Origin of the sequence: Actinoplanes sp. NPDC049802 (assembly GCF_040656595.1) — a bacterium.
Lineage (GTDB): Bacteria > Actinomycetota > Actinomycetes > Mycobacteriales > Micromonosporaceae > Actinoplanes.
Window position 1 is genome coordinate 39,372 of the sequence record NZ_JBFAMR010000054.1, and the last position, 18,748, is coordinate 58,119.

General features: G+C 72.4%; 17 protein-coding genes. 12 read left to right on the top strand and 5 right to left on the bottom strand.

The window, feature by feature from the left end:
• Positions 1–221 precede the first annotated feature (221 nt).
• From AB0I88_RS29580 to AB0I88_RS29590, 3 genes are all read left to right on the top strand, one after another.
• On the top strand, positions 222–1,559 hold the full coding sequence (locus tag AB0I88_RS29580; RefSeq protein WP_361031737.1) for a cell division protein DivIVA: 1,338 nt from the start codon (positions 222–224) through the stop codon (positions 1,557–1,559).
• 229 nt (positions 1,560–1,788) lie between these two features.
• The gene (locus tag AB0I88_RS29585; RefSeq protein ID WP_361031782.1) at positions 1,789–3,177 is read left to right on the top strand and encodes a Laminin subunit beta-1; all 1,389 of its coding nucleotides are present in this window, start codon (positions 1,789–1,791) and stop codon (positions 3,175–3,177) included.
• 43 nt (positions 3,178–3,220) lie between these two features.
• On the top strand, positions 3,221–4,330 hold the full coding sequence (locus AB0I88_RS29590) for an AI-2E family transporter (protein ID WP_361031740.1): 1,110 nt from the start codon (positions 3,221–3,223) through the stop codon (positions 4,328–4,330).
• Here the strand turns inward: AB0I88_RS29590 and AB0I88_RS29595 are convergent.
• Together AB0I88_RS29595 and AB0I88_RS29600 are read right to left on the bottom strand one after the other, a co-directional pair.
• Entirely contained in the window at positions 4,311–5,093 is a 783-nt protein-coding gene (locus tag AB0I88_RS29595) for an alpha/beta hydrolase (protein ID WP_361031743.1), read from the bottom strand. The genes AB0I88_RS29590 and AB0I88_RS29595 overlap by 20 nt on opposite strands.
• Before the next feature lie 7 nt (positions 5,094–5,100).
• Complete coding sequence (locus AB0I88_RS29600; protein WP_361031745.1) at positions 5,101–5,430, bottom strand: hypothetical protein; 330 nt, start codon at positions 5,428–5,430, stop codon at positions 5,101–5,103.
• Positions 5,431–5,484: 54 nt separating this feature from the next.
• On the opposite strand from AB0I88_RS29600, the gene AB0I88_RS29605 reads away from it, so the two are divergent.
• From AB0I88_RS29605 to AB0I88_RS29615, 3 genes are read left to right on the top strand one after another with little or no spacing between them, the layout of a single operon-like run.
• Entirely contained in the window at positions 5,485–6,978 is a 1,494-nt protein-coding gene (locus tag AB0I88_RS29605) for an aldehyde dehydrogenase family protein (protein ID WP_361031748.1), read from the top strand.
• A complete protein-coding gene (locus tag AB0I88_RS29610; RefSeq protein ID WP_361031751.1) occupies positions 6,962–7,621 on the top strand; it encodes an ATP-binding cassette domain-containing protein in 660 nt (219 codons plus the stop codon). Before AB0I88_RS29605 ends, AB0I88_RS29610 begins: the two co-directional genes overlap by 17 nt.
• Positions 7,618–9,102 (top strand): DUF6297 family protein, encoded by a 1,485-nt coding sequence (locus AB0I88_RS29615; RefSeq protein WP_361031753.1) that lies wholly within the window; start codon positions 7,618–7,620, stop codon positions 9,100–9,102. The genes AB0I88_RS29610 and AB0I88_RS29615 overlap by 4 nt, the downstream gene beginning before the upstream one ends.
• A 26-nt stretch (positions 9,103–9,128) precedes the next feature.
• Here the strand turns inward: AB0I88_RS29615 and nucS are convergent, their stop codons facing one another.
• Complete coding sequence (nucS, locus tag AB0I88_RS29620) at positions 9,129–9,788, bottom strand: endonuclease NucS (RefSeq protein ID WP_361031756.1); 660 nt, start codon at positions 9,786–9,788, stop codon at positions 9,129–9,131.
• Between the two features lie 71 nt (positions 9,789–9,859).
• Here nucS and AB0I88_RS29625 point away from each other — a divergent pair, with 71 nt between their 5' ends.
• The 4 genes from AB0I88_RS29625 to AB0I88_RS29640 are packed head-to-tail and all read left to right on the top strand — an operon-like array spanning position 9,860 to position 15,164.
• Entirely contained in the window at positions 9,860–10,480 is a 621-nt protein-coding gene (locus AB0I88_RS29625; protein ID WP_361031759.1) for a DUF4126 domain-containing protein, read from the top strand.
• A gap of 8 nt (positions 10,481–10,488) precedes the next feature.
• The gene (locus AB0I88_RS29630) at positions 10,489–11,829 is read left to right on the top strand and encodes a hypothetical protein (RefSeq protein ID WP_361031762.1); all 1,341 of its coding nucleotides are present in this window, start codon (positions 10,489–10,491) and stop codon (positions 11,827–11,829) included.
• A 49-nt stretch (positions 11,830–11,878) separates the two neighbouring features.
• A complete protein-coding gene (locus AB0I88_RS29635) occupies positions 11,879–14,422 on the top strand; it encodes an FtsK/SpoIIIE domain-containing protein (protein WP_361031765.1) in 2,544 nt (847 codons plus the stop codon).
• Complete coding sequence (locus tag AB0I88_RS29640; RefSeq protein ID WP_361031768.1) at positions 14,409–15,164, top strand: hypothetical protein; 756 nt, start codon at positions 14,409–14,411, stop codon at positions 15,162–15,164. The genes AB0I88_RS29635 and AB0I88_RS29640 overlap by 14 nt, the downstream gene beginning before the upstream one ends.
• A 135-nt stretch (positions 15,165–15,299) precedes the next feature.
• Here AB0I88_RS29640 and AB0I88_RS29645 read toward each other — a convergent pair whose 3' ends face one another.
• Positions 15,300–16,148, bottom strand: a complete 849-nt coding sequence (locus AB0I88_RS29645; RefSeq protein WP_361031770.1) for a 3-hydroxyacyl-CoA dehydrogenase family protein — start codon at positions 16,146–16,148, stop codon at positions 15,300–15,302.
• 107 nt (positions 16,149–16,255) lie between these two features.
• Between AB0I88_RS29645 and AB0I88_RS29650 the strand changes: the two genes are divergently transcribed.
• Entirely contained in the window at positions 16,256–16,606 is a 351-nt protein-coding gene (locus AB0I88_RS29650) for a hypothetical protein (protein WP_361031773.1), read from the top strand.
• Between the two features lie 4 nt (positions 16,607–16,610).
• Here the strand turns inward: AB0I88_RS29650 and murA are convergent, their stop codons facing one another.
• Positions 16,611–17,900: a UDP-N-acetylglucosamine 1-carboxyvinyltransferase gene (gene murA / locus AB0I88_RS29655; RefSeq protein WP_361031785.1), complete on the bottom strand. Its 1,290-nt coding sequence runs from the start codon at positions 17,898–17,900 to the stop codon at positions 16,611–16,613.
• 41 nt (positions 17,901–17,941) lie between these two features.
• On the opposite strand from murA, the gene AB0I88_RS29660 reads away from it, so the two are divergent.
• Entirely contained in the window at positions 17,942–18,520 is a 579-nt protein-coding gene (locus AB0I88_RS29660; RefSeq protein ID WP_361031776.1) for a cob(I)yrinic acid a,c-diamide adenosyltransferase, read from the top strand.
• Positions 18,521–18,748: the final 228 nt, after the last annotated feature.

Sequence of the window (18,748 nt, forward strand, 5' to 3'; positions counted from 1 at the left end):
GCCCATTGAGCAGGGCCGACGACGTCGACGGTGGGGCCGGGATCGCCCGAAGCCCCGACTGTCCAGGTGGCGGCGGGAGGACACCGGACCGGCCGGTAGGCCGGGGCCTTCGCCCGAACGGTCCGGGGCCGCGCGACGGTCCAGGTCAAAGCTGATCTACGATGCGGTCGGGATGCCCCCCGGCTCTTGCATGTCCGTTCTCTTCTCGCCAGGATGGCGCAATGCCCCAGCAGCAGGATCAGAACCTGGCCTTCTTCGAGACCGCGAATTCGCAGCACGACTTCACGGTCGTGCTCCGCGGCTACGACCGTCACCAGGTCGATGGACACATCGGACGGCTGCTCGCCGCGCTGAACCAGTCCGAGCAGGCCCGCGGCGAGGCCGAGCAGCGGATGAACGACGCTCAGCGCCGGCTGCGCCAGGCCGAGCAGCGGCTCAACGCGCTCGAGCAGAAGCTGGCCGACAGCAACAAGCTGCTGGAGGAGAACAACCGGCCGACGCTCTCCGGGCTGGGCACCCGGGTCGAGCAGATCCTGCGTCTCGCCGAGGAACAGGCGAACGATCACCGCAACGAGGCGAAGCGGGAGTCTGAGGGCATTCTCTCCGCGGCCCGTCTCGAGGCCCGTGAGATCACCGACAAGGCCCGCGCCGAGGCCGCCGCCATGAAGGCGACCGCCGAGCGCGAGGCCGGCCAGGTGCGCACGCACGCCGAGCGGGAGGCCGCCGAGACGCGTGTCCAGGCCCGCCGCGAGGCCGACACGCTGCGATCGGACGCCGACCGGGAGACCAAGCAGCTCCGGACGGTCACGGCGCACGAGGTCGCCGAGCTCAAGTCGACCGTGGAGCGCGAGGTCGCCTCGATGCGCGCCACCGCCGAGCGGGAGATCACCCAGGCCCGGGCGAAGGCCGCCCGGGAGGCCGAGGAGAAGCGCGCCGAGGCCACCAAGCTGCTCACCGACGCCCGCGACAAGCGCGACAAGGATCTCCAGGCCCTGGCCCTGGAGATCGCCGAGCGCCGGGAGAAGGCCGAGCGCGAGGAGTCGGAACGGCACGCCGCCCAGGTCGCCGCCACCCAGAAGATGGTTTCCGAGGCCGAGGAGCGGGCCCGCGCCGCCGAGGACCGCGCCAAGGAGATCGAGCAGCGCGCCGAGAGCCGCCGGGTCGAGTCCGAGCGTTACTCCTCGGAAACCGTGGAGAAGGCGCGCGCCCTGGCGGAGAAGACCGTCACCGAGGCCCGCGCCGAGGGCAACCGGCTGCTCAGCGAGGCCCGGACCGAGGCCGAGCTGACCACCCAGGCGGCACGCCGGGAGGTCGAGGACCTCACTCGTCAGAAGGACGCGGTCACCAACCAGCTCGGGCAGATGCTGTCCGGCCTCTCCGGGCTCGTCCCGGGGGTCGGCGGGGCTGCCGCTCCGGCCGCCGCCGCGGCTGCCGCCGCCGCCGCGAAACCGGCCGAGGCGCCCGCCCAGCGGGCCCCTGAGCAGGAGACTCCGCAGGCCGATAAGGCCGGCGAGGCGGAGGCCGCCGAGGAGCCGGTGCCGGCTCAGAACCAATCCTGACCAGACGCTGACCGCCCTCCGGTTGCGGTACCGACGCGTATGCGCGACGGTGAACCCGCCGGGCGGGACATGACGAAATCAGGCCGTACCGGAGTTTCTCCGGTACGGCCTGACTCGTTTGGGCGCTTGCCTGGGTTTGCAAACCGAGGTCAGACAAATCGCAACTACCCGCATGGTCTCTTCCAACCCGGTGTGTATCGACACGCCACGGGACGATGCGTATGTGAGGATGGACAGCATGTCGCACGGCGGTGAAATCTTCGGTCTCGGCGGAGAGGCGGCCACCGAGCCCAGCTTCGAGACGGCCCTCCGGGGCTATGAGAAGAAGCAGGTCGAGCGATACGTGACCCGGGCGGAGAACGAGATAGCCGCCCTCCTCAACGACCGCGAGCAGGCGTATTCGCAGATCCAGGCGCTGAGCGCGCAGATCAAGGGCCTGCAGGCGGAGCTCACCCAGGCCCGGCGCGACTCCGGGATCAGCGGCGAGGTGTCGTTCCGGCACCTCGGCAAGCGGGTGGAGCAGATCCTGATCCTCGCCGAGGAGCAGGCCGAGGCGATCAAGGCGTCCGCCACCGACGACATCGCGAGCCGGCTCGCCGAGGCGGAACGGATCCGGGCGGAGGCCGAGGCGCACGCCCACGACGGCATCCGGGACTTCGAGATCGCCCTGGCCGCGCGCCGCGCCGAGGAGGAGAAGGTGGACGCCGCGAAGCGGGCGGCCACCGACAAGGCGATGGCGGCCGCCCGGCAGTCCGCCGAGCAGATGCGCGCCGAGGCCGAGGCGGTTCTGGGGCGGGCCCGCAACGAGGGCAAGCACATCGTCGAGAAGGCCACTCAGGACGCTCAGCGCGCCCGCGCCGAAGTGGACGGCTACGTGCAGTCCACCCGGATGCAGGCGGAGCAGGAGCTCAAGGCGCTGCGGGAGAGGACGCAAGCCGAGATCGCCGCGCAGCGCGCCGAGGCGGAGCGCGAGCAGGCCGATCTCAAGGCCGCGGTCGAGCACGAGCTGGCGCTGCGCCGGCACTCGGTGATCGAGGAGCTGGGTCAGATGCGGGCCGGCGTCGAGAAGCAGTGCGCCGACCTGCGCAGTGAGGCCGACAAGTACGCCGAGGAGGTGCTGCGCCGCTCCGACGACCAGGCCACCGCGGTTCGCAAGGAGATCGCCGCCCAGCAGGAGAAGATCGCCCAGGCGGGCCGCGAGCTGGAGGCCGCGCTCGCCGAGGTGTCCGACGCCGAGAAGCGGCGGAGCGCCTCGCAGGAGGAGGCGAAGGCGGCCGGGCAGGAGACCGAGCGGATCCGGCAGCGGCTCGCCGAGACGCAACAGCAGCTGGAGGCCGAGCTGAAGCGGGTCGCCGAGGCCAAGCGCTCCGGTGAGGCGGCCGAGCGGCACGCCGCCGAGGTTCGCCGTCAGGTGCAGAAAGAGGCGAAACGCGTGGCCGAGCTGGCCGCCGCCGCGGTGCTGGCGGCCGCCGCCGAGCCGGAGGACGACGGGCACCCCGCGGACCCGCCTGCCCCGGCGGCGGGGCAGGCGGCCGACAAGGAGCCACCCGCCAAGGTCACCGCCTCGGCGAAGGTGACGGTGCCGCAGGCGAGCCGGGTGCCGGCCGAGGCCGACTAGTCACCGGTGGCAGAGGGTGGCCCGGCGGCGATAGCCTCTATCGATGTCCGCCGAGCCGCCCACCACCGAACCGCCTCCGCCGCCCCCTCCGCCCATTGAGGACAAACCCTTCGGCACGCCCGGCCCCCCGCTGAGCCGGCGTAATCCGGTCCTGCTCGGCTTCCTCTTCGGCCTGGGCGCGATCATGGCGTACACGCTCTTCCTCGGCGTACGAAATGCCGCTTCCATCTTGGTTTTGATCTTCATCGCGCTGTTCCTGGCGATCGGCCTCAACCCGGCCGTGAGCCGGCTGCGCCGCTGGGGCCTGCCGCGCGCCGCAGCCGTGGCGGTCGTGGCGCTGAGCGTGGTCCTGCTGCTGGTCGGCGGCCTGGTGGCGCTGATCCCGCCGCTGGTCACGCAGACCACCGAGCTGATCAACAACGCTCCCGGGGTGGTCGAGGGCCTGCGCCGCAGCGAGACGGTCAACGAACTGGTGCAGCGGTACGACATCGCGAACAGGGTGCAGGGCGCGGTGAACGCCGGGACGATCGGCAACGCCCTGGGCGGAGTGGTCGGCGGCGCCCGGCTGCTGTTCGGCACGATCTTCAACATCCTGACCGTGCTGGTGCTGACGATCTACTTCATGGCCGCCTTCGACCGGATCAAGGCGACCGGGTACCGCCTGGCGCCGGCCTCCCGCCGGGAGCGGGTGGAGCTGCTCACCGACGAGATCCTCACCAAGGTGGGCGCCTACATGGTCGGGGCGCTGGCGATCGCGATCCTGGCCGGGACGAGCACCTTCGTGCTGGCGCTCGTGCTGGGCCTGGCCTACCCGTTCGCGCTGGCCGTGGTGGTCGCCGTGTGCGACCTGATCCCGCAGATCGGCGCGACCATCGGCGCCGTCGTGGTGAGCCTGGTCGGGTTGGCGTCCTCGGTCACCGACGGGATCGTCTGCATCGTGTTCTTCGTCATCTACCAGCAGGTGGAGAACTATCTGATCTACCCGCGGGTGATGCGCCGGTCGGTGCGGGTCAGTGACGTCGCGGCGCTGGTGGCGGCCCTGGTCGGGGTCGGGCTGTTCGGGGTCGTCGGCGCCCTGGTCGCGATCCCGATGGTGGCCGCCGTCCAGCTGATCCTGCGCGAGGTGACCTTCCCTAGTCTTGAGGAGCGTTGAAGGCGGCGACCGTCCGGTCGGCGTAGGCGCTGGCGTCGCCGGTCTCCATCGGGCCGTCCCACGTCGACGGCAGCGGGGTCGGCACCCCGGGGGCCGTCCGGCGAACGATCTCGTCCAGGACCGTCTCGGCGTCGCCGACCCACAGGTGCTTGGCGCCGGCCATCGGCACCACCTCCGCCTGCGGGATCGCCGCGAACCGTTCGGCCGCCTCGGCCGGGCGCAGATAGTCGTCGAACTCGGGGATCAGCGCGGTCAGCGGCTTGCCCGACCCGGCCCACGCGGCCAGATGCTCCGGCTGGGCGAAACGCAGCGGCGGGGAGAGCAGGATCGCGCCGGTGACCGCCGGGTCCAGCCCGTACATGAGGGTGAGGTCGGTGCCGAAGGACCAGCCGACCAGCCAGATGTGCGGCAGGTCGGCGAACTCCGCGAACTCGATCGCGGCGGCCACGTCGTAGCGCTCGTCCACCGCCTGCGAGAACGTCCCGCCGCTGGTGCCCCGGACGCTGCTGGTGCCGCGCGTGTTGAACCGCAGCACGGCGATCCCGGCCAGGGCGGGCAGCCGCCACGCCGCCTTGCGGTAGACGTGGCTGTCCATCATGCCGCCGTGGGTGGGCAGCGGGTGCAGGCAGACGAGGGTGGCCACCGGTTCGCGGTCGAGCGGGCGGGCCAGCTCACCGACGAGGGTGACGCCGTCGGCGGTGTGTAGCTCGATGTCCTCCCGGTGCGCGGGGAGGATCGAGTTGGCACGGATGTGTTTGGTCATACCGGGATCATCGACCATAGCGTGGGGCGCTGCGCGATCGCTCCACTCCCGGACCGCGACGGTCGCGGGCCCGCCAGCAGCCGGTGTGCCAGTGCCGCCGGTCGGTGAGGCCGCCACGGTCGTCCACCGGCCAGGCCACCACGTGCGCCACGCCCGGCCGGATGTCCTGGACGCAACCCGGGCAGCGGTACGTCTTCACCGCCGCCCCGCCGAACACGTTCCGCACCATGTACTCACCGTCCTGCCATTGCTGGACGCGGTCCTCGGTGATGCCGGGACGGTCGGGCCGTTCCTCTTCCTTCTTGGCGGACCGGGGGCGATTACGGCGGGGGCTCACAACCTCAAGCGTACGTAGTGACTCATTGGTAACAATCACCCTAGACTCGCGGACATGACGGCGACTCACGTTCCCGGCCTGCCCGTGATCGAGGACGGCCAGCTGATCTCGACGAACCCGGCCACCGGCGAGGAGGCCGGGCGCGTACCGGTCGCCGACGAGAAGGCGGTCCTCGCGGCCGTCGATCGCGCCCGCGCGGCGGCCGTCTGGTGGCGGAGCCTCGGCTTCGACGGCCGTAAGACCCGGCTGCTGCGCTGGCGTTCGCTGATCGTGCAGCGGATCGAGGAGCTCGCCGAACTGACCCACCGCGAGTCCGGCAAGCCGGTCACCGACGGCCTGATCGAGGCCACCGCCGCCGTCGAACACCTGGACTGGGCGGCCCGCAACGCCAAGCGGGTGCTCGGGCCGCGCCGCGTCCGGACCCGGCTGCTGGTCGCCGAGCACTCCGGCCACCTGGAGTACCAGCCGTTCGGCGTGGTCGGCGTGATCGGCCCGTGGAACTATCCGATCGTCACCCCGATCGGCCCGATCAGCGGCGCCCTGGCGGCCGGCAACGCGATCGTCCTCAAACCGAGCGAGTACACGCCGGTGGTCGGTCAGTGGCTGGCCGACTCGTTCGCCGAGGTGGTGCCGGAGCACCCGGTGCTGCAGGTGGTGCACGGGCTCGGTGACGTCGGTGGCGCGCTGTGCCGCTCCGGAGTGGGCAAGATCGCTTTCACCGGCTCGACCGCCACCGCCAAGAAGGTGATGGCCGCCTGCGCGGAGAACCTGGTCCCGGTGGTGATCGAGGCCGGCGGCAAGGACGCGCTGATCGTCGACGCCGACGCGGACGTGGAGGCGGCCGCCGAGGCCGCCGTCTGGGGCGCCATGACCAACGCCGGGCAGACGTGCATCGGCATCGAACGGGTCTACGCCGTGGAGCCGGTCTACGACCGGTTCGTGGACGCCGTCGTGGCGAAGGCCGGAAAGCTGCGCACCGGCGAGGAGATCGGCCCGATCACCATGCCGAAGCAGCTCGACATCATCCGCGACCACATCGAGGACGCGCTGGCCAAGGGCGGCCGGGCGGTGCTCGGCGGCGCGGAGGCCGTGCAGGCGCCGTACGTCTCCCCCACCGTGCTGGTGGACGTGCCCGAGGACTCGTCGGAGATCCGTGAGGAGACCTTCGGACCGACCCTCACCATCACCCGGGTCCGGGACGCCGACGAGGCCGTCACCAAGGCCAACGACACCCCGTACGGCCTGGGCGGCTCCGTCTTCGGAAAGAAGAACGCGATCCGGATCGCCCGCCGCCTGCGCTCCGGCATGGTCGCGGTGAACGGGACGCTCACCTTCGTCGGCATGGGCAACCTGCCGTTCGGCGGGGTCGGCGAGTCCGGCTTCGGGCGCATCCACGGCGACGACGGGCTGCGCGAGTTCGCCCGTGCCAAGGCGATCACCGTACGGCGTGGCCCGTCCCTGCTCCCGGCGATGACCTTCGAACGGACCCCGGCCCAGGTGAAGCAGATCGTGAAAGCGCTGCGCCTGCTGTATGGACGCAAGCCTTAGTCTCGACGGAGTGGCCGATCATCCCGCAGTCGAAGTCAATGATCTGAATGTGAGCTACGGTTCGACGCCGGTGCTGGTGGATGTGGGACTCACCGTCCCGGCCGGCGCCGGCGTCTGTGTCACCGGCGAGAACGGCATCGGCAAGTCCACGCTGCTGCGCTGTGTGAGCAGCCTGCAGCGTCCCGACTCGGGCGTGATCCGGGTGTTCGGCGGCGAGCCCGGCGACCGCCCGGATTTCTGGCGGGCGGTGGCCACCACGGTGGAGCCGCCGACCTGGTACCCGGGCCTGACCGCCCGCGAGCACGCCGAGCTGGTCTGCCGGGCGCACGGGCAGGACCCGGCCGAGGCGGGCATCGACGAGGCGCTGGAGCGGTTCGGGCTGGGCGGGCACGCCGACGCCATCCCGCCGTCGCTCTCCTCGGGCCAGAAGCAGCGGCTCACCCTGGCGCTGGTGCTGCTGCGCCCGAGCGGGCTGCTCATCCTGGACGAGCCGGAGCAGCGGCTGGACCCGGACGGCCGGGCCATGGTCGCCGGGATGCTCGCCGACTACCTGGCCGGTGGCGGCTCGCTGCTGCTGGCCAGCCACGACGACAAGTTCGCGGTCGCCTCGGGCGCCGACATCATCTCGATGGACGTGCTGTGACCGTCGTCGAGTTGCGGCCGGTGCGCCGCTGGATCCGCCGGACCCAGGCCGCCCACCGCGATCGTGGGGAGACCGCCGCCACGGCGTACGTGTTCGTCTTCTCGGTCCTGGTGCTGGCCGCCATGGCGCAGGAGACGCTGGCGGCGGTCTTCAGCCCGCTGGTCCCGAGCCTCACCGGCTCCGGCGCGCTGGCGTGGGCCGCCGTCTGCGCCGGGCTGATCTTCGCCACGCTGCGCCGGCTGGGCCCGGTCACGGTCAGCCGCCCGGCCGCGTACTTCCTGCTCACCGCACCGGTGAGCCGCCGCCGGCTGCTGTCGCCCACGCTGGCCGTCGCGGCGGTCGGCGCGGCACTGGCCGGGGCCGCCACGGCTCTCGGCATCCTCGGTCACGCCGCCTCCACCGGCACGATCGCCCTGACCGGGACCGGTGCCGTGCTGGGTGTGCTGCTCACCCTGGCCGCCGCGCTCGCGCAGGCCAGGCCCCGGACGGGCCGGATCGCCGACACGGTCGCCCGGTTGGCGATCGCCGCGGGGCTGGCCACGCTGGTCGCCGAGGAGGCCGGGTGGACGCCGCCCACCCCGGGCGGGTGGCCGCCGGCCGCCGTCGTGGTTCCGCTCACCGGGCTGCTCACGGTGGTCGCCGCCGCCGGTCTCCTTCTCGCCGTACGCGACCTCGCCCGCACTCCGAACGACCGCATCCTGGAGTCGGCGAAGACGGCCGGCACCCTGGCCGACTCGGTGTACGGCGTGGAGCCGTCGTTTCTGGCCGACATGCTGGAGCGCCGCTACTGGGCGCACCGCCGCCTGCGGTCCACCCCATTGCCGCGCCGCCTGCCACCACTGACCGGGCAGGATCTGCTGCTGGCCCGGCGGCGTCTGCCGCGCCTGCTGTGGGCGGCGGCCGCCACCACGCTGCCGCTGCTGCTGTCCGGCGCCCCGGCCTGGCTGCTCGCCGGCACGCTGTTGATCGGCACGATGGTCGTGGCCCGCACCACGACGGCCCCGGTACGGACCGATGCCACCAACCCGGTGCTGCTGCGCCTGCTGGGCCTGACCTCACGGCAGGCCCTGTGGCAGCGGCTGTGGGTGCCGGCCGCGGTGGGCACGGTCTGGGCCACCCTGGCGCTGGGCCAGCTCCAGCTGACCGGCGCGCTCCCGCCGGGCCAGTGGTGGCCGCTGGGCCTGGCGCTGGGCCCGGTCGGCGCGATCGCGGGGTTGCGGGCGGCCCGGACCGGTCTGGTCCGCAACGATCTGCTGCCGTTCGAGACGCCGATGGGTTCGGTCCCTACCGGCCCGCTCCTGCACGCCTTCGCCGGCCTGGACCTGCTGATCCTGGCGCTGCCCACGGTGGTCGCCCTGGTGACGGCCGCGCCGGCCACCTGGTCCCTGTTGCTCTTTCAGCTGGGTGTCGCCGTCGTGGGCACGCTCGCCTACATGACCGTCTCCACCTCACCGGAGCGGGTGGAGCTGGCCGCACGCTGAAATCCGGGCGTACCGGATGAATGCCTTTAAAAGAGGGTCAGTTCGTCGCGCTTCATGCCACGCAGGGCGTCGTAGTCGACGACGACGCAGCGGATACCGCGGTCGGTGGCGAGCACCCGGGCCTGCGGCTTGATCTCCTGTGCCGCGAAGACGCCCTTCACCGGGGCGAGCAGCGGATCACGGTTCATCAGCTCCAGGTACCGGGTGAGCTGCTCCACGCCGTCGATCTCGCCGCGCCGTTTGACCTCGACCGCGACCGAGCCGCCGTCGGCGTCCTTGCAGAGCAGGTCGACCGGCCCGATGGCGGTCATGAACTCGCGGCGGACCAGGGTGAAGCCCGCCCCGAAGGTCTCCGGGTGTTTGGCCAGCAACTCCTGGAGGTGCGCCTCGACGCCGTCTTTCTGGAGTCCGGGGTCGGCGCCCAGCTCGTACGAATAGTCCTGGAAGACCTCCTCCAGGGTGATCCGCAGCTCCTCGCCGGCCTTGTTGACCACCTTCCAGACGCCCGGGGCCTCCTGCAGCTTGCAGGGCGGGCTCATCCAGTTGAGCGGCTTGTAGGCACGGTCGTCGGCATGGATCGACACCGAACCGTCGGCTTTGACCATCAGCAGCCGCACCGCCGGAGGCAGGTGGGCGGAGAGGCGGCCGACATAGTCCACAGAGCATTTCGCGATGACCAGGCGCACGCAGCGACGGTACCTGACGTCACGCCATCGCCCGGCGGGCACCACGAGCGCGGCGGTGCCATGCTGAGATCGTGCTCGAAGCATTGACCGGTACCGGTCTGGCCGCGTCGGCCGGCCTGAACGCCTACATACCCCTGCTCACCATGGGCTTGCTGGCCCGCTACACCGACGCCATCGAGTTGCCGGCCGGCTGGGCCTGGGTGTCCAACGGCTGGACCCTCACGATCCTGGCGGTCCTGCTGGCGATCGAGGTGGTGGCGGACAAGGTCCCGGTGGTCGACCACGTGAACGACGTGGTGCAGACGTTCGTCCGGCCGACCGCGGGTGGCCTGGCGTTCGGCGCGGGTTCGTCCTCCGAGACGGTGACCGTCGCCGATCCGGGAGCGTTCTTCTCCTCGAACCAGTGGGTGCCCATCGCGGCGGGTGTGGTGATCGCCCTCTGCGTCCACGGTGTGAAATCGGCTTCCCGGCCCGTGGTCAATGCGACGACCGGAGGGCTCGGCGCGCCGGTCGCCAGCACGGCCGAGGACATCGGCAGCGTGGTCATGTCGGTGCTGGCCATCGTGCTTCCGGTGCTGGTGCTGATCGGACTGGGCGTGTTCGTGTGTGCGGCGATCTGGGTGGTGCGCCGGCGCCGCCGCCGGAAGCGGGAGCGGATCGGGAGTGTCGAGACCCGTCACCTGTTTGGTTGACTTCTCGGGTGCCCGCGATCGCAGTACCCGCCTTCGCCCTCGCCTGGTGGCTCGCCTGTTACCTGATCAGCCGGGATCCGAAGCGTGCCACGCTGCGCTGGCAGGCGGCGGCCCTCGTGTCGTACGCCCTCGGAGTGGCCGCCTGGACGATGGCCCCGGGCTCCGACACCGCCGAGATCCTGCTCTGCGTCCCGGCGCTGTGCTGGGCCGGTGCGGTGGTGGCGCTGCTGCCGCTGACACCGACCGAGCGCCGTTCGGTGGACCGGGGCGCCCTGGCCCTCGGCGCGGCGTTCCTTCTGATGATCGTCTTTTTGCCGCAGGCGGGCCGCCTCGTGGTGCTGGCCCCGCTGGTCGGCGGCCTGACCCTGTTGTGGCGGCTGCGCGCCCAGGTGACGCCGCGGATGCTGCCGGCCGCGCTGACCGTGATGACGGTGCTGTGCACGGCGGCGCTCGGGCTGCTGTTGTTCACCTCCGGGGGCGCCCGCGCCGCGATCGCCGCTCTGGGCCTGGACCTGCTGGTGGCCGGTTATCTGGTCGCGGTGGCGCACGCCGCGGAGACCGGCGAGCGGCTGCGGCCCGACCTGCGGCGCGCCCTGGCCGCCGGGCTCGCCGTGGTGGTGCTGGCCGGGATCCCGGCGGCGGCCACGATGTTCCTGGTTCCGGCGCACGACGGGGTGGCCGCGTTGCAGTTCGTGGTGCTGGCGGCCGGGGCCACGCCGGCCGGCCTGGGCGGTCAGGTGCGCCGGCTGCTGGACCGGCTGGCGCTGGCCGACGACGGCCCGCTGCGCTCGGACCGGGCGGCTCTGTTCCTGAACGCTGACGCGCTGCTGCGCCGCCGTCAGCACCGGCGGCTGAACACCGTCGGCGAGACCGAGTTCCTGCGGATGACCCGGCGGGCGCTGCACGACTTCGCCGATCTGAACCGGCTGGCCCGCAGCCCGCTGACCGATCTGCCGTCGGTGGAGCGGCGGCTGGCCGGGCGGGAGGATCAGCCGCGGGCGCGGGCGCGGGAGCTGCGGGCCGTGCTGCGGGAGAGCGTCTCGGCGTTGCGCCCGCCCGGGCCGTTCGGGACCACCGACGACTGGCGGTACTACAACGTTCTCCAGTTCTGCTGCGTGCTGGGGATCAACCCGTACGCTCGGCGCCCGAAGACCGACGGGATGAGCCGGGAGGCACGGCTGGCGGCCGACTGGTTCCGGCGGTACGTGCCGGAGGCGGTCACCAAGCAGTGGATCCGGGAGGGCGCGATGATCGTGGCCGAGCGGCTGTGGTCGGAGGTGGCCACCCGGCGGCAGGAACTCCCGGCCGGGCCGGACGGCGCGCACGACACGCAGCCAGTAAACGGATAAACTGCGCATAGGTGATTAAAATCCCCCAGCATGGACGCCGGGGTAACGCGTGGTTAGCCACCGCAACGCGCTGGTCGCCGCTATCCGGCAGGAGCTCGCCGAGGCGCGGGGCACCGCCCGTGCCGTCCTGGCCGCCGCCGAATCGGCCCGGGGCGAGGCACAGCAGCGGCGACAGCTCGTCCGGGAGGCGTACGCCACCTGCCTGAGCCGTCTCGCCGCGGCCCGGGAGGCGACCCGCGCCGACATCGAGAACCGCTATCGCGGCGAAGCCACCCGGCTCGCCGGCCACCTGCGCGGACTCGCCACGGTCAGCGCCACCGGCGCGGCCGGGGCGCCGTGGGGACTGTGGGCGCCCAGCGAACCCGTCCCCGGCAAATCCCCCGGCCTGCTGCGGATCGGCACCATCGACTTCGAGGGGACGACCGCACTGCCCGGCCTCGTCCCCCTGCTCGACGTGGCGCACCTGCACCTGAGCGGCCCGCCCGCGGCGCTCGACGAGGTGATCACCGGACTGCTGCTGCGGGCCCTCGGCAGCACCCGGCCCGGCGAGGTCGAACTGACCGTCTACGACCCGGAGCGGCTGGGCGGCACACTCGGGGCGTTCGCGCCGCTCGAACCGCGGATCGTCGGGCCGGGCGGGCTCACCGCACTCCTCGACGAACTGGCCGAACACCTCTGCTCAGTCGCCGGACGGGAGACGTGGCGGCTCGTGGTGCTGCTCGCCGACCGGGCCACCACCGAGGAGATGACCCGGGCACAGCGGGCCCGACTGGACCGGATCGTGCGTACCGGGGTGGGCCGCGGGGTGCATCTGGTGGCCCGCGGGCTGGAGCTGGCAGATCATGCGACGGTCGAACGGATCGTGGTCCGGGACCGGATCGCCACCTGCGGCTCGCTGGGACGCCTGGAGATCCGGCTGGACCCGCCACCGCCGTCCGAACGGGTCGCCGCGTTCTGCAGGGACGTCGCCGTCCGGCTGCGCGAAGGACCGCCCCCGGCCCGGCTCGCCGACCTGGAACCGGCCCGGACCTGGGCCGAATCCTCCCGGCACGGCCTGATCGCGCCCCTCGGCGACAGCACCGACGGCTCCCTGGTCGAGGTGCGGCTCGGCGACGACCCGCCGCACGCGCTGATCGGCGGCCCGGCCGGATCCGGCAAGACCAACCTGATCCACACCTGGCTCGGGTCGCTCGCCACCCGCTACGGCCCCGAGGAACTGGCCCTCTACCTGCTCGACTTCACCGGCGACGAGTCCTTCGCCCGGTACGTGCCCAGCCCCCGCGACCCGAGCTGGCTGCCGCAGGTCCGGCTGGCCGGGGTGAACGTGTCCGGCGACCGTGAGTTCGCCCTGGCCATGCTGCGGCATCTGGGCGAGGAACTGCGCACCCGGGCCCAGGCCGGCAAACGCCACGACACCGACGGCCTGTCCGGGCTGCGCGGCGCCGACCCCGGTGGGCAGTGGCCCCGGATCGTCGCGGTGATCGACGAGTTCCCGGTGCTGCTCGACGGCCGGGACGCCATCGCCGACGAGGCCGCGGAACTGCTCGAGGACTTGGCCCGGCGCGGGCGAACGCACGGCGTGCACCTGATCCTGGCCTGCCAGGAGGTGACCGGCATCCAGGCGCTGTGGGGCCGTCCCGGGTTGATCGCCCAGTTCACCCTGCGGATCGCCCTGCCCAAGGCACGCCGGGTGCTGACCGACGACAACCTGGCCGCTTCCGTCATCCCCCGCCACCACGCCGTCGTGAACACCGAGTCCGGCCTGGCCGGGGCGAACCGGGTGGTCCGGCTCCCGGACGCCGGCGACCGGACCGCGTGGCGGGCCGTCCAACGGCGGCTGTGGCGGTCCCGGCCCTCCGGATGCGAGGAGCCGCGGCTCTTCGACGGCAAGGCGGTGCCCCGGCTGCCGTCGGCGTACCGGCCGTCCGGGCGGGTGCCGTCAGCCGGCGCCCCGGTCGGCTCGTCACCGGGCGCGGTGCTCGGCGAGCGCATCGACGTGTCCGCCCGGCCCGCCCGTCTCCGGCTCGGCCGGATGCCCGGCCGCAACCTGGCGGTCCTCGGCGCCCGCGCCGACGAGGCCTGTGACGTGCTGGCCGCTGCCGCGCTGTCGCTGGCCGCCCAGGGCCCCGCCCACTTCAGCATCGTCTGCCTGGAGCCGGCCGCCGAACGCGCCGCCGCCCGGCTCGTCGCCGAACTCCCCACCGCCGACTGGTACGACTCCTCCGACGTCCACTTCGACCCGCCCGCCTCCGACGTGCCCCGCTACGTGATCGGGTACGGGCTGGACGCGGCCGGGCCACCGCACCGCCCGGCCCTGCGGGCGCTGCTCACCGACGGCCCGGAGAAGCGGATCCACGTGCTCGGCTGGTGGCGTGGCGCCGGCCGGCTCCGCGACGACCTGGCCGGCCGCTTCGACCCGATCGGCGCGTGGGTCGCCCTCGACGTGCACGGCTCCGACCTGGCGCCGCTCTACCCGCAGCCGGGCGGGCCGCTCTGGCATCCGCGCCCGCGCCGCGCCCTGTTCTTCGACCGCTCGGTGCACCGCACGCCCGAGGTGATCATCCCGTACGAGGTGAACAGTGACCATACGTGACCGCCAGCCGCTCGGCCGCGACTACCAGCTCATGGTGAGCGCGCTCGCGGACGTGACCCGCCGCCGCGACGCCGAACTGAGCGACGCCGAACAGGCCTACCAGGACAGCGCCACCCGCGCCGCCGGCGAACTCGCCCGAGCCGAGAGCGACGCCCTGGCCGCCGACCGCTGGGCCGGCGCCGCCGCCGCCCAGGTCCTCGACGTCGACCGGGAAGCCGCCCGCCTCTGGGAGCAGCTCCGCCGCGCCCGCGGCCCGCGGATCCGCGCGCTCGGCGAACTCCCCGAACCCGCCCCCGTGGAAGCCATGCCCCGGGTGGCCCTGCAACGCCGGCCCGAACCCGGTGAGGACGTGGTGCCGCCCGGCCGCCAGTCCCCCCGCGTGCTGCTCTCCCGCGCCGCCGACCGCATCGATGTCACGGTCCGCCCGGCCGGCAACGGCTCCCTGCCCCGCTGGGCCTTGCCCGCGCTCCCGCTGGCAGGCGCGCTGGCCGCTGCGCTCACCGGCCTGGTCGCGGTCGGCCTGGTCACCTTCGGCGACACCACCGCCTGGGGTGGCGCCGCCATCCGCGGTCTCGGCTGGCTCACCTTCCTGGTCGCCCCGTCCGCGGGCGTCCCCCTGGCCGCCTACGCGGCCCACGCGCGCCTGCACGCCCGCCTCGACATCGGCGGCATCGGCCTCACCCTGCTGGGCGGCATGGTCGCCGCCACAGCCCTGTCCCTGTCCTTCGCCGCGACCCGCTGACGGCCGCACCCTTTTCCGGTACGGCGTTCCTCGTCCCCGGTAACGAGGGCCGTCCCGCCGGCGGAACCTGATCGGGCGGCCGCGAGCGTGCCGGGCCCGCTGAGCGCGACCCGGCACCCGGCCGACCGGAGAAGATCAGTACTGGTAGAAGCCCTTGCCGGTTTTGCGACCGAGATCGCCGGCCTGGACCATGCGCTGGAGGAGCTCCGGCGGGAAGAACTTCTCGTCGGCGGTGTCACGGTAGATGTTGCTCGCCGCGTTGAGCATCACGTCGAGGCCGGTGAGGTCGACGGTGGCGAGCGGGCCCATGGCGTGGCCGAACCCGAGTTTCATGACCGTGTCCAGGTCGGCGGCGGAGACGACGCCGGACTCGACCAGCTTGATCGCTTCGACGAGGATGGCCGAGAAGAGCCGGTTGGAGACGAAACCGGCGACGTCGCGCCGGACCTCGACGCACGTCTTGCCGACCTCTTCGGCGTAGGAGCGCGCGGCGGCGAGGGTCTCGTCGGAGGTCTGGTAGCCGCGGACCAGCTCGACCAGCCTCATCATCGGGACCGGCGAGAAGAAGTGGATGCCGACGACCGATTCGGGTCGGCTGGTGACCGTCGCGATCTGGGTGATCGGGATGGCCGAGGTGTTGGTGCCGAGGATCACGCCGGGCTTGCAGATCTTGTCGAGGGCCTTGAAGACCTCGTGCTTGGCCTCGACCTTCTCGTAGATCGCCTCGACCACCACGTCGGCGTCGGCGGCCGAGTCGAGGTCGGTGGTGGGGGTGATCCGGGCGAGAGCGGCCTCCACGTCCGCCTCGCTGATCTTGCCCTTGGCCGCGAACCGGCTCAGCGAGTCCCTGATCGCGGTCATGCCGCGGTGGAGCGAGGCGTCGTCGACATCCCGCATGGTGACCTGCCATCCGGCCTGCGCCGAGACCTGGGCGATGCCGGATCCCATCAATCCGGAACCGATGACCGCGAGACGACCCGCCATGCTGCACTCCTTCGCTAAAGGCGCCGTCAGCTTAACGCAGGTTCAGTACAGCCTCCGATCAGGGTGAATCGCCGGATAACGGAGATTCGCGGTGTCAGACTGTGCGTATGGCCACGAGCGACGGCTGGTACCTCATCGGACCGCTGATCGCCGTCGGTCTGGTCGGCTTTCTCGGCGCGGTGTTCTGGCGCATGGGCCTGCAACCCACCGGCTCCCCCGGCGGGCCGGCCCGGGACCGGTACGCGGACGGCCTGGCGATCTTCGGTGAGTGGGACGACTACGGCCTGCTCTTCCCCGCCGCCGTCACCGAAGCCCCCGAGGTGGCCGACGAGATCCGGCGGCTCCTCACCGATGCGGGCATCCGTGCCACCACGGCGATCCGGCGCGACGGCCGGGTGAGCGTCCTCGTCTTCTGCGAGGAGGTGGAGGAGGCGCGCCGCCTGGTCGCCTCCTTCTGACACCTCAGAAGTCGAAGGTCGGCTCCGGCACGTCGATGCGCTCCACCTCGACGCCGAGCCGGGCCAGGTCGGCCACGAAATCCGGGTAGCCGCGGTCGATGTGGTGCACCTCGCCCACCTCGGTCACCCCGTCGGCGCACAGCCCGGCGATGACGAGACCCGCGCCGGCCCGGATGTCGGTGGCCCGCACCGGCGCCCCGGACAGCCGGTCCCGCCCGTTGACGACAGCGTGGTGCCCGTCGGTACGGATGTCCGCCCCCAACCGCACCATCTCGTTCACGAACATGAACCGGCCGTCGAAGATGTTCTCGGTGATCAGCGACGAGCCCTCGGCCACCGCGGCCAGACCGAGCGCCATCGGCAGCAGATCGGTGGCGAACCCCGGATAGGGCAGGGTCACGATGTCGACGCCGCGCGGCCGCTCGCTGGTCCGCACCCGGAAACGGCCGTCCCCCGGCTCGACGGTGGCGCCCGCGGTCACCAGCTTGTCCAGCGCGATGTCCAGGAACTCGGGCCGCACGCCGTGCACGGTCACGTCGCCGCGGGTCATCACCGCCGCGTACGCCCACGTGCCGCCGACGATCCGGTCGCCGACCGTGGTGTGCCGGACCGGCCTCAGCGGACCCTGCACCCCCTCGATCACCAGGGTGGAGGTGCCGGCGCCGGTGACCGTGGCCCCCATCGCGTTGAGCATCTCGCAGATGTCGACGATCTCCGGCTCCCGGGCCGCGTTGTCGATCTCGGTGACGCCCTTGGCCAGGACCGCGGCCATCAGGATGTTCTCGGTGGCGCCGACACTCGGGAAGTCCAGCCAGATCTTGGCGCCGCGCAGGCCGCCGGGCGCCGACGCGATCACGAAGCCGTGCTCGCTGGAGATCTCCGCGCCCATCCGGGCCAGCCCGGACATGTGCATGTCGAGCCCGCGGGAGCCGATCATGTCACCGCCGGGCAGGGCGACCCGCACATAGCCCCGGCGGGCCAGCAGCGGACCGAGCACGCAGATCGACGCGCGCAGCCGCCGGACCAGGTCGTAGTCGGCCTCGCTGCCCGGCTCGGCGGGCACGTCGATGATCGCCTCGGTGCCGTCCAGCGTGACGTCGCAGCCGAGCCGGCGGAGCACCTCGGCCATGATGGCTATGTCGGTGATCCGGGGAACGTTCGCCACCACACTGCGCCCCTCGGCCAGCAGCGCGACCGCCATCAGCTTGAGCGCCGAGTTCTTCGCGCCGCCCACCATGACGTCTCCGGCGAGGCGGGCCCCGCCCTTCACCCTGATCACATCCACGCGGGCAATCGTAGGAGCCACGGCCCAGCCGCGCCTCGTAGGGTGGGGCCATGGCTGTGCATCTCACCCGCATTTACACCAGGGCCGGCGATGCCGGGCAGACCCGCCTGGTCAACAACGAACTGGTGCCGAAGACGGCACCGAGGATCGCCGCCTACGCGGACACCGACGAGTGCAACGCCGCGGTCGGCGTGGCGCTCGCGCTCGGTGACCTGCCCGATGACGTACGAACGGTGCTGTCCGCGATCCAGAACGACCTGTTCGACCTGGGCGCCGACCTGGGCAACCCGGTGACCGACAACCCGCCGTACCCACCGTTGCGGATCACCGAGGCCTATGTGACCCGCCTGGAGACGTGGTGCGACGAGTTCAACGAGCGCCTGGCCCCACTGGACAGCTTCATCCTTCCGGGCGGCACCGCCGGGGCGGCGCTGCTGCACGTCGCCCGGACCGTGGCCCGCCGCGCCGAGCGCACCGCCTGGGCCCTCTACGAGCAGGAGCCGGACCGGACCGGCGACCTGCCCCTGAAATACCTGAACCGGCTCTCCGACCTGCTGTTCATCCTGAGCCGGGTGGCCAACCCGTCCGGCGACGTCAAGTGGGTGCCCGGCGGCGACAACGCCCGATGACCGGCGGCCCGGATCCCGTCGCGGTCTGAACGCCCGGCGCTCCCGTCCAGCCGTACTGAACCAGCGTGTGGGTTTCGGGCCCGAATCACACCCGAAACCCACACGCTGGCCCGCGCCCGCCGGGCTGAACAGCCGAAACCCGTGTGTGGAGTTCGGGCGCGATGCGCGCCCGACGGAACGGGTCATGCAGGAGGAGGTCCATCACGACGCCCGCGAGGAGATTCGCCG